11 protein-coding genes and 1 pseudogene are annotated in these 14,005 nt (G+C 63.2%); 5 read left to right on the top strand and 7 right to left on the bottom strand.

Annotated elements, in window-relative coordinates; all coding sequences use genetic code 11:
* Positions 1-4 precede the first annotated feature (4 nt).
* From AB7008_RS35785 to AB7008_RS35775, 3 genes and pseudogenes are all read right to left on the bottom strand, one after another.
* Positions 5-589, bottom strand: a complete 585-nt coding sequence (locus AB7008_RS35785; RefSeq protein WP_441260314.1) for an invasion associated locus B family protein — start codon at positions 587-589, stop codon at positions 5-7.
* 22 nt (positions 590-611) lie between these two features.
* Entirely contained in the window at positions 612-1,499 is an 888-nt protein-coding gene (locus AB7008_RS35780) for an alpha/beta hydrolase family protein (protein WP_441260313.1), read from the bottom strand.
* Between the two features lie 11 nt (positions 1,500-1,510).
* Positions 1,511-1,726, bottom strand: a pseudogene (locus AB7008_RS35775) (transporter); the annotation flags it as partial.
* Positions 1,727-1,981: 255 nt separating this feature from the next.
* Here AB7008_RS35775 and AB7008_RS35770 point away from each other — a divergent pair.
* From AB7008_RS35770 to AB7008_RS35760, 3 genes are all read left to right on the top strand, one after another.
* Complete coding sequence (locus tag AB7008_RS35770) at positions 1,982-2,116, top strand: hypothetical protein (RefSeq protein WP_441260312.1); 135 nt, start codon at positions 1,982-1,984, stop codon at positions 2,114-2,116.
* Positions 2,113-3,816 (top strand): SulP family inorganic anion transporter, encoded by a 1,704-nt coding sequence (locus AB7008_RS35765; protein ID WP_441260311.1) that lies wholly within the window; start codon positions 2,113-2,115, stop codon positions 3,814-3,816. Before AB7008_RS35770 ends, AB7008_RS35765 begins: the two co-directional genes overlap by 4 nt.
* Positions 3,817-3,959: 143 nt before the next feature.
* Complete coding sequence (locus AB7008_RS35760) at positions 3,960-6,713, top strand: decarboxylase (protein WP_441260310.1); 2,754 nt, start codon at positions 3,960-3,962, stop codon at positions 6,711-6,713.
* A gap of 1 nt (position 6,714) precedes the next feature.
* On the opposite strand, the gene aspT (AB7008_RS35755) is transcribed toward AB7008_RS35760, so the two are convergent.
* Positions 6,715-8,406 carry an aspartate-alanine antiporter gene (gene aspT, locus AB7008_RS35755; RefSeq protein ID WP_441260309.1) on the bottom strand — a complete coding sequence of 564 codons (1,692 nt, stop codon included), beginning with the start codon at positions 8,404-8,406 and terminating at the stop codon, positions 6,715-6,717.
* Between the two features lie 14 nt (positions 8,407-8,420).
* The gene (gene aspT, locus AB7008_RS35750) at positions 8,421-10,112 is read right to left on the bottom strand and encodes an aspartate-alanine antiporter (protein ID WP_028156797.1); all 1,692 of its coding nucleotides are present in this window, start codon (positions 10,110-10,112) and stop codon (positions 8,421-8,423) included.
* 332 nt (positions 10,113-10,444) lie between these two features.
* On the opposite strand from aspT (AB7008_RS35750), the gene aspD reads away from it, so the two are divergent.
* Together aspD and AB7008_RS35740 are read left to right on the top strand one after the other, a co-directional pair.
* A complete protein-coding gene (gene aspD / locus AB7008_RS35745) occupies positions 10,445-12,064 on the top strand; it encodes an aspartate 4-decarboxylase (protein ID WP_441260308.1) in 1,620 nt (539 codons plus the stop codon).
* Positions 12,065-12,131: 67 nt separating this feature from the next.
* Positions 12,132-12,566 carry a hypothetical protein gene (locus AB7008_RS35740; RefSeq protein ID WP_441260307.1) on the top strand — a complete coding sequence of 145 codons (435 nt, stop codon included), beginning with the start codon at positions 12,132-12,134 and terminating at the stop codon, positions 12,564-12,566.
* A gap of 54 nt (positions 12,567-12,620) precedes the next feature.
* Here AB7008_RS35740 and ppk2 read toward each other — a convergent pair whose 3' ends face one another.
* Both ppk2 and AB7008_RS35730 read right to left on the bottom strand, forming a co-directional pair.
* Entirely contained in the window at positions 12,621-13,421 is an 801-nt protein-coding gene (ppk2, locus tag AB7008_RS35735) for a polyphosphate kinase 2 (protein WP_441260306.1), read from the bottom strand.
* A 2-nt stretch (positions 13,422-13,423) separates the two neighbouring features.
* Complete coding sequence (locus tag AB7008_RS35730) at positions 13,424-13,876, bottom strand: hypothetical protein (protein WP_028149181.1); 453 nt, start codon at positions 13,874-13,876, stop codon at positions 13,424-13,426.
* Positions 13,877-14,005 lie beyond the last annotated feature (129 nt).

Here is a 14,005-nt window from a genome sequence, read left to right as displayed (position 1 = left end):
CCGCTCATTCATCGACATATTGCTCCAGCGTCCTGGCCGGCGCGCCCTTGTGGACGGACGCGAACTGCGCCAGCGGCACCGAGGTCGTCAATGCCAGAAGGTTTGAATCGACGACCTCGAGGGCAAGTGTCTTCCCTGACTCCATCTCCTTGATGATCGCGGGAGGCGCGACGTCGGCCGCAATGCAGGCGTTGGTCAGGCACCAGTTGTAGGGGATGCGGAGGGGGCTGCCCTGGTCGACGGTCAGCTTCGCCGGCTGTTGCAGGTACATGCCGACGGGGACGAAGAGTTGCAGCCGTGCCGAGGGAGTGCCTTCGCGCTCGATCAGGTCCACGCGTATTGCCGTCTGGCCAGTTGGAAACTTGCCGGTGATTGACGTCCGGCACAGCGTCGGCGCACCGCCTGCCTTGAAGCAGAGCTTCTGCCAGTCTCCGTAGACGATGTCCTTTGCCTCGCGCTGGCCGCGCGTCGCGACCTCGGCGGGTTTGTCGGCCTGCGCGGATTTCGGCGCGGCGATGCCGGCACATGTCGCGCTTCCGGCGACCGCGACGACCAGCAGGCCAGCGAGACAATTGCGGGGACTTGGCATGATGTGCCTCCGAGCCTGAACTCTATTTCTGCGCGTCGAGGAACTTCGCCACCAGCGGCGACCACAGCGGGATCGCGTCCGGCGAGCCGATGAAGAAATGGCCCTCGTTGCCGAAGGGCGGCATCAGATGATATTCGGCGCGGCCGCCGGCCGCCGTGAATGCTGCGTGCATGCGCTTCGACAGATCGGGACCGAAAAACGTGTCGTTCTCGATATAGATCCACAGCATCGGCACCCGCGACGTGCTGCCGAAATCCGCGGTCGCCTCGACCAGCTTGTCGGGTGCGCAATTGTTGTTCGGCTTGCCGCCGACCCGCCCGCCGCGGCCGGCGGCGAAGGTGATGATGGCCTTCACCTGTGGTGGGTTCACGCTGGACAAGGCGATGGAAGCCCAGCCTCCGGCGGACTGGCCGACCACGATCACGTCCTTTGGAATGATGCGTTTCTCGGCGGCCATGTAGTCGATGATCCAGAGATCGACCTTGGCGACTGCGAGGCCCGCATCATGGAAGTTGGGGTTCGTGCACTTTCCGACCTTGGAAAAGAATGGCCCATAGAGCGCGCGCTCGGGAATGTCGATGGCGGCGGCGCCATAACCGCTGCCGACCGGTGCGACCACGAGATAGCCGCGCTTGGCGAACCACTTTGCAGCGTCGCGGAATTCCACCAGCGGGAAGAAGCTCCGGTCGGTCGGATTGAGAGAGACGCCGTGGTTCATGATCACCAGAGGGAAAGGGCCGTCGCCGACCGGGCGCACCAGATAGGCGAACATCGGCAACGGCAGCGGCAAGGCCCAGATCTCCTCCTGGATTCGGATCTCGTCCTCAGCCCGCATTGGGGTGGAGAGCGAGGCCAGAACGAGCAGGGTGGTCGCCAGGGATCGAAGCGTTACAGCCAGAAGCGAGCGCATCGCGATCTCCCTCAGCCCGTATGCGTAGCGGCAACGACGATCGGGCCCAGCACCGTCAGCAACACGTTGCCGACCGCGTAGGGCACGGCGACACCGAGCACTGGCGTCTTGCTCTCGGCGACGTCGCACGCGCCTGTCACGGCGGCGTCGACCGTCATGGCGCCGGCGAGCGCGCCGCAGGTCACGACCGGGTTCATGCGGAGCAGGACGGCGACGATCAGCACACAGGCGGTCGTTCCGATCGAGAAGCCCCGAATCCTGATGCGGCCGAGGAGGGTGCCGATCGCAATGGCCAGCAGCAGGAAGATTTCCGGAGCGGTGGAGATGATCCACCTGACGGTTTCCATGGTCGCAATTCCCCCGGCGCTTTGGTCGATTTGATTTGCGGGGAAGGGAGATTGCTTGATCCAGATCAAGCCTTGCCGGCGGCAGGGCGCCGCCTATGCGCGCATGCAGAACCTGCGACGGCCCGCATTGTCAGCATGAGCACTCTGGATGTCGTAGCCGATGCGGCGCGCCGCGCCTTTGCCACCAAAGGCGTCCCGGATCTCGCGCTCGGCGTTCCCGTGATCGTGCTGCTGCGATGCGAGGTGCCGCATCACGAGTTGGTGCGGTGAGCGCGTCGTCCGAACGCGGATGGATCCGGTTCTTTCCGCCGGTCTCCTGGCTTGCCGGCTACCGGCGCGAATGGTTGCCCTTCGACGCCGTCGCCGGTGTGACGCTCGCCGCTTACGCCATCCCGGTCTCGCTGGCTTATGCGGCGCTCGCCGGTCTCGAGCCGCAGGTCGGTGTCTACGGCTACATGCTCGGCGGCATCGGCTACGCTCTGCTCGGGTCGTCGCGCCAGCTCGCGATCGGCCCGACCTCGGCGATCTCGCTGATGATCGCCGGCACCGTCGGCGCGTTGGCTGGCGGGGATGCGGTGCGCTACGCGCAGATCGCAAGTCTGGCGGCCTTCGCGGTGGCGGTGCTGTGCCTCATCGCGTGGCTGTTCAAGCTCAGCGTGCTCGTCCGCCTTGTCAGCGACAGCATTCTGGTTGGCTTCAAGGCTGGTGCCGGGCTCACCATCATCATGAGCCAGTTGCCGAGTCTGTTCGGGGTCGCCGGCGGCGGCCACAACTTTTTCGACCGCGCGATCAAGCTGGCAGGGCAACTTGGGCATATCGATGTCCTCGTGCTGGGGATCGGCGCAGTTGCGCTGCTGCTGCTCCTGCTTGGCGAGCGGTTCCTGCCGGGCAAACCGGTCGGCATCACGATCGTGGCGCTTGCGATCGTGGTGGCGACGCTGTTCGGCCTTCCGGCCCTCGGTGTGCCCGTCACCGGGAAGATACCTGAGGGGTTGCCGGCTCTGGCGATGCCGACCTTCGGCCTGCTGGAATTCGACGATATGTTTCCGCTTGCCGCCGGTTGCGTGCTGCTGGCCTATATCGAAGGCGTCTCGGCCGCCCGCAGCTTTGCCGCCAGGCACGGCTACCCGCTCGACGTGCGGCAGGAGTTTCTGGGTCTTGGCGCCGCGAACCTCGCGGTCGCCTTTGGCCATGGCTATCCGGTCGCAGGCGGCCTGTCGCAATCGGCCGTCAACGACAGCGCCGGCGCACGGACGCCGCTGGCGCTGGTGATTTGCTCCGTGATGTTGGGGCTTTGCCTTCTGTTCTTTACCGGTCTCTTGACCAACCTGCCCAAGGCAGTGCTCGCAGCCATCGTCTTTGCCGCGGTCTATAAGCTCGTGGACGTGCGTGCGCTGCTGCGAATGTGGCGGGTCAGCCGGATCGACTTCTACGCGGCGGCGATTGCCTTGGTATCGGTGCTGCTGCTCGGCATTCTCCAGGGCGTCCTGCTGGCAGCGATTGCGTCGATTTTCCTGCTGCTGGCGCGCGCCTCGCGGCCGAATGTCGCGTTCCTTGGCCGATTGCCCGGCAGCGGCCGCTATTCCGACAGTGCCAGGCACGAGGGCGTCGAGCCGCTGGCCGGAATCATCGCATTCCGCCCCGAAGCATCGCTGCTCTACATCAACGCCGAGACGATCCTGGAGACGGTCCTGATCGCGCTCCGGAGGTCGCCAGGCATCCGGCTGGTGGCCTGCGATCTTTCGGCGTCGCCCTACATCGATCTGGCCGGCGCGCGCATGCTGCACGAGCTCTACGACGAACTGGCCTCCCGCGAAGTCATCTTTTGCATCGTCGGCGCGCATGCGCAGCTGCGCGACCTGCTGCGCGCCGAAGGGATGGCGGAGAAAACCGACAGCGGCCAGTGGCTGCGGTCGCTCGACAGCGTCCTGGGCGACGATTCAGCCAACACCGCGCAACGAACGGTCTGACACCCGGTATTGCGCTGCAGAGGGCATCGTCCTGCCCGTCCGCCCGATCAGAATGCGTGCGACCGTTGACTTGGATCAATGGAGCGACCGGCCTCGCACTCACGATTCCGCATCACCCTTGCCTATGGGATCGGGAGAACCGCATGTCTAAAGAAGCCAAGCCCGCGCAAAAGCGCATCGATCAGTTCTTCTCCGGGCCCGGCGGACGGGCGGACAGCTGGCGCGATCTGGTGGAGGCCGCAAAGGCGTGGGTGCGTGGCGGGGATCGCGCGAAATATGATGCTGCGCTGGCCGCTCTCTCCATAACGGAGGAATTTCACGGCTATCCCGGCCTTCACCTCATGGCAGCCCTGCGGGACGCGGCCGCGGCCGGCGATGCGGCGGGCTCACTCGCCCTTGCGACGCGGATGACGCAGGCCTTGACGACGAGGTCGTTTCGCCAACATGCCGGCGACGGGAGCGCAAATGACGAGGGCAACGGTGACACCCCCGATCTGGTGCCGCAAATGTCCGGGCAGCATGGTGCGCGCCGTCCCTATTTCGAGACGCTGATCGTCACCGGCCTCTCATCCGGCAATTGGCCCGCGCTCGCCAACGAATGGCGCAAGCTGCGGCGGCCGGTCGATCCATTCGTCTATGAGCCGGTTATCGTCGGCAGCCTCGAAGATGCGTTTTGCGCGGCGATCCTGAACCCCAATCTCGCAGCCGTCGTCATCAACGAGGGCTTTGCGCTGCGCTCACGCCATGACGCGCCGGTGCTCCGTACGATGACTTCGTCGGCCGGATTGAACGACGAGTCCGATGCCTCGGCGCTGCGGCTTGCCCACGTCATCAAGCGGGTCCGTCCCGAGCTCGACCTCTATCTGATGTCCAATCGCGACGTTGAGGCGATGGCTGGAAATCCCGAGGCCGATGTCGTCCGCCGAATCTTCTATTCGGTCGAGGAGCTGCTCGAGCTGCATCTCTCGATCCTTGAGGGGGTGCAGGATCGCTACGACACGCCGTTCTTCGACAATCTGAAGAAATATGCGCAGCGTCCGATCGGGACGTTCCATGCGCTACCGATCGCGCGCGGCAAATCCGTCTTCAAGTCGGACTGGATCCGCGATATGGGCGAGTTCTACGGCCTGAACCTGTTCCTGGCCGAAAGCAGCGCGACCACCGGCGGCCTGGACAGCCTGCTGGAGCCGACCGGCAACATCAAGAAGGCGCAGGACAAGGCAGCACGCGCGCTTGGCGCCGATCGCGTCTTCTTCGTCACCAACGGCACCTCGACCTCGAACAAGATGGCGGTGCAGGCGCTGCTCGCGCCGGGTGACATCGCGATCGTCGACCGCAATTGTCACAAGTCGCATCATTACGGCATGGTGCTGGCCGGCGCGCAGCCGCTCTATGTCGAAGCCTTCCCGATGACGGAATATTCGATGTACGGCGCCGTGCCACTGAAGACCATCAAGCAGGCCTTGCTGAACGCCAAGGCCGATGGCCGGCTCGATCGCGTCAAGCTGCTGGACCTGACCAACTGCACCTTCGACGGCCACATCTACAACACCCGCCGGGTGATGGAGGAATGCCTCGCCATCAAGCCCGACCTGATCTTCCTGTGGGACGAGGCCTGGTTCGGCTTTGCGCGCTTCTCGCCGTTCCTGCGGCGGCGCACCGCGATGGGCGCCGCCAACGAGATCGAGGCTTGGATGCGCGATCCGAGATCGGTCGCAGCTTACGAAGCCCAACAAGCCACGCTCGGCAAGAATCCGTCGAACGAGGTGCTGCTCAAGACCCGGCTGATCCCCGATCCGCGCCAGATCCGCTTGCGCGTCTATCAGACCAATTCGACCCACAAGTCGATGTCGGCGATCCGTCAGGGCTCGATGCTCTCGGTCAAGGACGTCGAATTCCACACGGTCGAGCAGCAGTTCAAGGAGGCCGTCTTTACCCATGCCTCCACGAGTCCGAACCAGCAGTTGATCGCGAGCCTCGACGTCTCGCGGCGCCAGATGGAGCTGGAAGGGTATGGTCTGGTGGCCAATGCGATCGAGATCGCGCTGGCCATCCGTCACGCCGTCAACACCAATCCGCTGCTCTCGAAATATTTCCGCATCCTCGGCGCCGACGCCATGGTGCCGGCGCAATATCGCCAGAGCGGCTTCACCGATTATCTGGCTGCCGGCGCGAACTGGGCGAGCGCTCTGAAGAGCCTGGACGAGGATGAGTTCTGTCTCGATCCGACCCGCATGACACTGGTGTGCGGCACCGCGGGTTTCGACGGCACCCAGTTCAAGGGCATCCTGGCGAACGATTACAACATCCAGGTCAACAAGACCTCTCGCAATTCGGTGCTGCTGCAGTCCAACATCAACAACACCCGCAGCGACGTGGCGCATCTTGTCAGGGTTTTAGCCGAGATCGCGGGCGAGGTTGATCGCGGCCTTGCCCGAGGCGGTGCCAATGCGAAGAAGACCTTCGAGGCACGGGTGAAGAGCCTGATGACTGACGTGCCTGATCTGCCGAACTTCTCGCACTTCCACCAGAGCTTCCGAGGCGATGCCGGCGCCAAGACCAATGAAGGTGATATCCGCAGCGGATTCTACGCGGCCTACGACGCGGCGGGATGCGAATATATCAGGCTCGCCGATCCCGAGATCGATCGCCGCCTGAAGGCCGGCCCCGATCTCGTCTCCGCCAGCTTCGTGATTCCCTATCCGCCGGGCTTCCCGATCATGGTGCCGGGTCAGGTGATCACCCAGGAGACCATCGACTTCATGCGCAAGCTCGATGTGAAGGAGATCCATGGCTACGACGCCAAGGAAGGCCTGAAGCTCGTACGCGTCGAAGCGTTGGCGAAGATCGGCAAGCCGAAGCCCGGCGCGCAGCCGAAGCTGAAGGCCGCGTCATAGGTCAGGCGAAGACGACCACCATGACGGAGCCCCAGGTCGTCAACAGGATGTTGGCGACCGGGTACGCCGGCGTATAGCCCAGAACGGGGACAGGGCTGCCGGCACGCTCCTGGAGCGCGGCCATTGCGGCCGTCACCGTCTGCGATCCGGTCAATCCGCCGAGCAGGAGGATCGGGTTCATCCGCAACACGAAATGACCAAAGCAGAATCCGACGATCTGCGGCAGCAGTGTGATGGCCATGCCTCCCAACAGAAGGCCGATGCCGGCTTCACGTAAGGCCGACAGAAAGATCGGTCCTGCATGGATGCCGGTCAGCCCTACGAAAGCTGCCAGTCCGAGCGAGGTCATCAAGCTGATGGCGCCGTCGGGAATTTGTCCGAACAGCGGGTAACGTGTGCGGAGAGCCCCGACAAAAAGCCCGGCGAGCAAGGTGCCAACGCTGGTACTGAGCGAGATATTGACGCCACCGACGGAGAAACTGAGGAGAGTGCCGATGAGGCCGCCGCAGAAGATCGCAAGGCCCAACACGATGAAATCGATGCTGGTGCTCGGCGCGACGATCGCACCGATGCTCTTGGCTGCGGTCTGCACGGTCGGCTCGGGCCCGACGATCCGGAGCAGGTCGCCGCGTTGCAGGACGACGCCGGCTCCCACAGGAATCTGCTGACTCCCCCGGCTCAGCGAGCGCAGATAGAGGGTGCGGGTCCAGCTCTCTCGCGAGGCGGCTTCCAGTGTCATGCCTGCGAGCTTCGGATTGATCAGGATGACATCGGCAGAGATCAGGGGAATGTCGAGGAGTTCCCTATCCTCGACTTCTTCGGCGCGAGGGCCGATCCATTCGACGATGACCTCTCGCGGAGCGGATAGCGCGACGAGGTCGCCGGCGGCCAGAACCGTTCCGGGGTCCGCCTCCAGAAGGTGTTCTCCGCGGCGGATCCGATGAATGAACAGCCGGAAATCCGGAATGCGGGCTTCCGCGGCTGCGACCGTCACCCCGACGAGGGCGGAACGTTCATCCAATCGATAGGCGCGCAGCTCGAATTTGCGCCAGGCAGACGCCAGGCCCGGCTTGGTGCGCGTGACGCCCAATGCCTGCTCGAGCTTGAGCGCCTCCGCTGGCAGATCGATTTTCAGGAGGGCGGGTGCAATCTGAGTGACGAAGAGGATGACGCCTGCATAACCGAAGATGTAGCAGACAGCGTCCGCCACCGCGATGTGCGAGACGAAAAGCGCGCGCTGCGCCTCGGGGATGGCCAGTCCGTTGATTGCGTCGGTTGCTGTTCCCATTGCGGCGCTCTGGCTAAGTGCGCCCGACATAAGGCCCGACGCGTAGCCGGGATCGAGGCGCAAAACCTTCGCAACGGCAATGGAGGTCGCAAGTCCCGTCAAGCATACGACGATGGCGAGTAGCATCGGCTTCAGCCCGTCGCGCTTCATCGATTGCGCGAATTGCGGCCCGACCAGATAGCCGACCCCAAACAGGAACAGCAGGAAGAGGAACGACTTGGTCATGCTGGAAACGGGGACGTGCGCGAAATCCCCGACCGCCAATCCGGCGAACAACGCGCCCGTGACCGGGCCCAGGCTGAACGTACCGATCTTGAAGCTTCCGATCCAGTAGCCCGCGGCGATCACGAGGAACAGCGCGAGCTCGGGATAACGGACGAGAAACTGCTCCAGCCAAACCAGCATCGCGGGCGGCCCTGCTATGTCATCAACATGACAAGCACCATTCCCCAGATTGTCAGCAGCGTGTTTCCGACAGCGTATGTCACGGTATATCCCAGACCCGGGATCTGGCTCTTGGCGCGGTCATTGATCATGCCGAGAGAAGCTGTCGTGGTCCTCGCCCCCGAACAGCATCCGAGTACGATAGCGTCATGGAAGCGGAACACGTATTTTCCGACGTACATTGCGAGGATCAGCGGCACGGTCGTCACGCCGACGCCCCAGAGAAACAGGCCGATGCCTTGCGCCTTGAGGCCGGCCACGAAGCCCGGTCCCGACGAGATGCCGACGATCGCAATGAAGACGTTCAGGCCGACCGAGTTCATGAACCAGACGGTCGGAGAAGGAATCCGGCCGAAGGTCGGATGCACGGAGCGGAGCCAGCCGAAGAACAGGCCTGAGATCAAGGCGCCACCTGACGTGGACAGCGTCAACGGCACGCTGCCGATCTTGTAGACGATGGCGCCGATCAGCGCGCCGATCGCGATTGCGGCTCCGATGAAGGCGACGTCGGCCACATCGGTCGCGCGATCCGGGCGGCCGAGCATCTTTGTCGCGGCCGCCACATCCGGCGTGCGTCCCACGATGGTGACGATGTCGCCGCGATTGATCTTCGTGTTCGGCAGGATAGGGATATCAACGGCGATCGCACCCCGGGTGATCTTGCGGAGGAACACGCCGCGAGCGCCTGCCGTTCGCGACAGCTCCTCCAGCGTCTTTCCGTCGACGTCCTTACTGGTCACGTAGACATCGACGCCCTCGATCGGCATCGCCAGCAACTCGCGATCGTCGACCTCTTCCGCCTGCTCGCCGATCAGACTGACGAGAACGTCGCGTCGGCCGGCGACGGCGACGACGGCGCCTGCGTGAATGACGGCATCGGCGGTGGCATCCGTGATCTTGCCGTCTTGCCTGATCCGCAGGACGAACACCCGATGGTCGGGTAGCAATGCTTCTGCCTGCTGCACGGTCTTTCCAACCACCGGACCCCGCTCATTGACACGAAAAGCGCGCACATCGAACTGGTGCCAGGCCGTTCCCGGACCGCCCGTCTGCTTCTTGCCCCCGTGCTCCTCCTCATATTTCTTGCAGGCCGCCTCGAGGTCGATGCCGAGCAGTGCCGGACCAAGCAGAGCCAGGACGATCGCGGATCCGACCGTGCCGAAGATATAGGTGACCGCGTAGGCGACCGGCATGCCGTCGAGAATCTTCTTGGTCTCTTCCGGCGACAGGCCGAGCCGGTTGATGGCATCGGTCGCTAGGCCCATGGATGCCGAGATCGTCTGCGAGCCGGCATAAAGTCCGGCGGCCGAACCGACATCGTAGCCTGCAAGCTTTGCCCCAACATACGCCGCGATCAGGCAGAACACGCACACGACGGCCGCGAAGATCGCCTGTGGGACGCCGTCCTGCGCGATGCCGCGCACGAATTGCGGCCCGACGCCGTAGCCGATGGCAAACAGGAACATCAGGAAGAAGAACGGCTTGAGCGGACCCGTCACCGTGATCCCGATCTGGCCGATGATGACGGCTGCGATCAGCGTCGCGGTGACGGCACCGAGCCCGAGGCCCTTGTAGGTGAAGGAGCCGAAATAGTAGCCCAAGGCTAGGGATATGAAGATCGCGATTTCCGGATAGCTCTTGAGCGTCTGAAAGAACCAGTCGATCATGATGTCACCCCTACATGCATCGGCACGCGCCCAACTCGCTCCGCCACGTCGGATGCGAAGATCCCGATAACGAGATCTGTAGCCGTATCGATCAACATGAGGCGATGGCCCCCATCCGACATGTTGATTTATGTCAATGGCTGAGCCTTGCGGCGTTCGCGGCGAGCGTAGCTAACAACATCAGCTCGCTGCGTTGCGGAACGGCAGCGAGTCACAAGACCTTTGAGCTAGATCAAGGGTCGCCATCGGCCGCCACTCATCCTGAACGCGACGACACAGGCGCAGAGCCTGTCCGACCTCGTTCTACGGATTGCATCATTCGGGAGTGTCCTATGGCTGATATCTTGACGCTGAAGAAATTCGAGGCGCTGAGCCCGTTCGAGATCAAGGACGAGCTGATCAATCTCGCCAAGGCGACCTCGAAACGGACGCAGTCCGCCTTCCTGAACGCCGGCCGCGGCAATCCGAACTGGGTGGCCACCACGCCGCGCGAAGGCTTCTTCCTGCTCGGACAGTTCGCGATCACCGAGAGCAAGCGCGTCATGGACCACCCCGCCGGGATCGGCGGCATGCCCCAGGCCAAGGGCATTGCTGCACGCTACGAGGCCTGGCTCGCCCAGCACGCCGACATGCCGGGCGCGAGCTTCCTGTCGGAGATGCTGCCCTTTGCGGTCAAGAAGTTCGGCTTCGAGCCGGATGCCTTCGTCCACGAGCTCGTCGATTCGATCATCGGCGACAATTATCCCGTGCCTGACCGCATGCTGGTGCACAACGAAAAGATCGTGCACGAATACCTGATGTGGGCCGTGTGCGGCGAGCCACGGCCATCGGGCAAGTTCGACATCTACGCGGTCGAGGGCGGCACTGCCGCGATGTGCTACATCTTCAAATCGCTGAAGGCCAATCGCCTGCTGCTGCCGGGTGACACCATCGCGCTGGGAACGCCGATCTTCACGCCGTATATCGAGATGACGCACCTTGAGGATTACGACCTCAAGATGGTCGAGATCAAGGCGCCGCAGGAAAACCGATTCCAGTTCACGGACGAGGAAATCAAGAAGCTGGAAGACCCGAAGATCAAGGCCTTCTTCATCGTCAATCCCGCCAATCCTTCGGGAATGGGAGTGAGCCCGGAGACGATCGCGAAGCTGACGACCCTGGTCAAGACCAAGCGTCCCGATCTGATGCTCCTGACCGATGACGTCTACGGAACCTTCGTGCACGGCTTCCGCTCGCTGCTCGGCGAGCTCCCGCACAATACGATCGGCGTCTATTCCTATTCGAAATATTTCGGCTGCACGGGATGGCGGCTCGGCGCCATCGCCATTCACGAGGACAACATCTTTGACAAGATGATCGCGAAGTTGCCGGCTGCTGCGGTGAAGGCGCTCGACAAGCGTTACGGTCCCCTGACGCTGGAGCCGCGCAAGCTCAAGCTCATCGACCGCATCGTCGCCGATAGCCGGGATGTCGCGCTCAATCACACCGCCGGCCTATCGCTGCCGCAGCAGGTGATGATGAGCCTGTTCTCCCTTTCGGAGATGCTGGATGAAAAGAAGGCGTATCAAGCGGCATGCATGGAAATCGTCCACAAGCGGCTGTGGCTACTGCTTGACGGTCTCGGCCTTGCCGACAAGCTGAACCCGAATCCCAACTATGATGCGTATTACGGACTGATCGATTTTGAATTCTGGGCGCGGAAGAACATCGGCGACAAGGCCGTCGACTACCTGAAGAAGAACGTTCATCCGCTCGATCTCGCGTTTCGACTGGCCGAAGCCCACGGCATTGTGTTGTTGAACGGCGGCGGTTTCGATGCGCCCGAATGGTCGCTGCGCGTGTCGCTGGCAAACCTTCCGGATGATGTCTACGACGATATCGGACGGGGTGTTCGCAGCATTGCGCGTGGCTATCGGGACGCCTACGAGGCGGCCGAGGGCGGCTCGAAGTAACACGAACCAATGGGAGTGCCGGTCGATCCGGATCACTCCGATATCAACCCAAAGGAGAATGAACGTCATGAGGAAATCTGCCATCGCCGCCGCCTTGATCACCTCGTTCGCCGTCGCTGCCGGCTTCAGCACGCCGTCGCGTGCCGAGACCGGTCAGGTCGCCGTCGTCTTCACCAAGGGCGGCTTCATCGTCGGCGTCGGCGGCGGCGAGGGCGTTTTGGTGTTGCGGGGCAAGAAATATCCCTTCACCGTGTCAGGCATGAGCGTCGGCTTCACGATCGGAGCTTCGACGACCAGGTTCGTTGGCCGCGCCCTCAATCTGAGGGGCCCGCAGTCGATCGAAGGCTCTTACGCGGTGGGCGGCGCCGGCGGCGCCGTCGCCGCGGGGGCCGGAGCCGTGCAGTTGCAGAACGGCAATGGCGTGATCCTTCAGCTCAGCGGCCCGAGGGTCGGCGCGGAAGTGTCGGCCGCGGTTGGCGGCGTCACTATCCGGCTGAAATAGGCCCGGCAGGGCGCTCAAGCCAACGGGCTGCGCCATCGCAGCCCGTTTCGCGTTTCAGTAGCGTTCCTCGACGAACTTCAGGCCGCGCAGGCTCGCCTGGTCGTTGTAACGTCCCTTGTGGGACCGCGGCGGCAGCTTGACCTTCTCCCGCTTGACCTCCTTGTAAGGGATCGTTCTCAGAATGTGCGAGATGACGTTGAGCCGCGCTCGCCGCTTGTCGTCGGAGCGGATCAGCCGCCACGGTGCATGCTTCGTGTCGGTCGCCTCGAACATCATGTCACGCGCGCGCGAGTAATCGTACCAGCGCCCGAACGACTCGGTGTCCATCGGGCTCAGCTTCCACTGCCGCAGCGGGTCCTCGATACGCGCCTTGAAGCGGAGCTCCTGCTCCTCCATCCCGACCTCGAGCCAGAGCTTGATCAGGACGATGCCGGCGTCCACGGCGAATTTCTCGACCAGCGGACACAATTCCAGGAAGCGCTTGTGTTCGGTCGGCGAGCAGAAGCCCATGACGTACTCAACGCCGGCGCGGTTGTACCAGCTGCGGTCGAAAATCACGATCTCACCGCCGGCCGGGAATTGCTCGATATAGCGCTGCAGGAACAGCTGGGATTTCTGCCGGTCGGAAGGCGCGGGCAGGGCGCAGACACGGAACACACGCGGGCTCACCTTTTCGGTCAGCGCCTTGATGGTCCCGCCCTTGCCGGCCGCGTCGCGCCCCTCGAAGATGATGATCACCTTCAGTTTCTGGGCTCTGACCCATTCCTGAAGGTGACACAACTCGACCTGGAGTTTTTCGAGCTCCTTCTCATAGTCCTTCCGCTTCATCCGCTCCGCGGGCGCGTCCTTGGCCATGCTCAATCACCCCAGGAAATGGTCACGCCGATATCGCCGGGCACGCCGCCTGGAAAATCGATGATCTGATAGGCGATGCGATAGCCGCGCGGTTTCAGGTAATCGCTCCAGAGCTGGAAGATTTCCTTCGGAATCCCGGTCAGGGTGTTCTCCCAGCCCGCTTCCATCTGATTGATGGCGCGGCCCTTGTCGGTGCACAGCGTGTTGGGGAAGCGATAGACCTGAACCTCGGTCAAGCCGTTCCGCACCGCACGCTGGATGATCGTCGAGGCGAGCTTGATCTTCTCGTCCTCGGTCTTGCCAGAAGGCTTGCTGAGGCGTTCAATGAGGGCGTGTTTCTCGGCTTCGGCGGCGGCGGCAAGGCGCGCATATTCGTCGGCCTTCGCTGCCTCCTTGAGGGCTGCTTCCTTCCGGATCTGCGTGGCGCTGGGGATGAGATCATCGATGCCGGGCATGGCTGGCGGCTCCTGTTGTTGCGCGTCAACTTTCAGGCGAGGCTAGGAGGGGCCGTTCCAGGCCCGTTGATCCAAATCAAGCAATTGCGCCACCCGATACCGACACTGCATTCGGCGCATTCAAGTGGA

This window comes from Bradyrhizobium sp. 521_C7_N1_3 (genome assembly GCF_052075975.1).
GTDB classification, from domain to species: domain Bacteria; phylum Pseudomonadota; class Alphaproteobacteria; order Rhizobiales; family Xanthobacteraceae; genus Bradyrhizobium; species Bradyrhizobium japonicum.
The sequence above is the reverse complement of the archived record's forward strand: the minus strand, read 5'-3'. Positions and strand labels throughout refer to the sequence as shown.

Bases quoted from the DNA above. Each gene is read 5' to 3' on its own strand.
- AB7008_RS35785 (WP_441260314.1), bottom strand. From the start codon at position 589: ATGCCAAGTCCCCGCAATTGTCTCGCTGGCCTGCTGGTCGTCGCGGTC.
- AB7008_RS35780 (WP_441260313.1), bottom strand. From the start codon at position 1,499: ATGCGCTCGCTTCTGGCTGTAACGCTTCGATCCCTGGCGACCACCCTG.
- AB7008_RS35770 (WP_441260312.1), top strand. From the start codon at position 1,982: ATGAGCACTCTGGATGTCGTAGCCGATGCGGCGCGCCGCGCCTTTGCC.
- AB7008_RS35760 (WP_441260310.1), top strand. From the start codon at position 3,960: ATGTCTAAAGAAGCCAAGCCCGCGCAAAAGCGCATCGATCAGTTCTTC.
- aspT (WP_441260309.1), bottom strand. From the start codon at position 8,406: ATGCTGGTTTGGCTGGAGCAGTTTCTCGTCCGTTATCCCGAGCTCGCG.
- aspT (WP_028156797.1), bottom strand. From the start codon at position 10,112: ATGATCGACTGGTTCTTTCAGACGCTCAAGAGCTATCCGGAAATCGCG.
- aspD (WP_441260308.1), top strand. From the start codon at position 10,445: ATGGCTGATATCTTGACGCTGAAGAAATTCGAGGCGCTGAGCCCGTTC.
- AB7008_RS35740 (WP_441260307.1), top strand. From the start codon at position 12,132: ATGAGGAAATCTGCCATCGCCGCCGCCTTGATCACCTCGTTCGCCGTC.
- ppk2 (WP_441260306.1), bottom strand. From the start codon at position 13,421: ATGGCCAAGGACGCGCCCGCGGAGCGGATGAAGCGGAAGGACTATGAG.
- AB7008_RS35730 (WP_028149181.1), bottom strand. From the start codon at position 13,876: ATGCCCGGCATCGATGATCTCATCCCCAGCGCCACGCAGATCCGGAAG.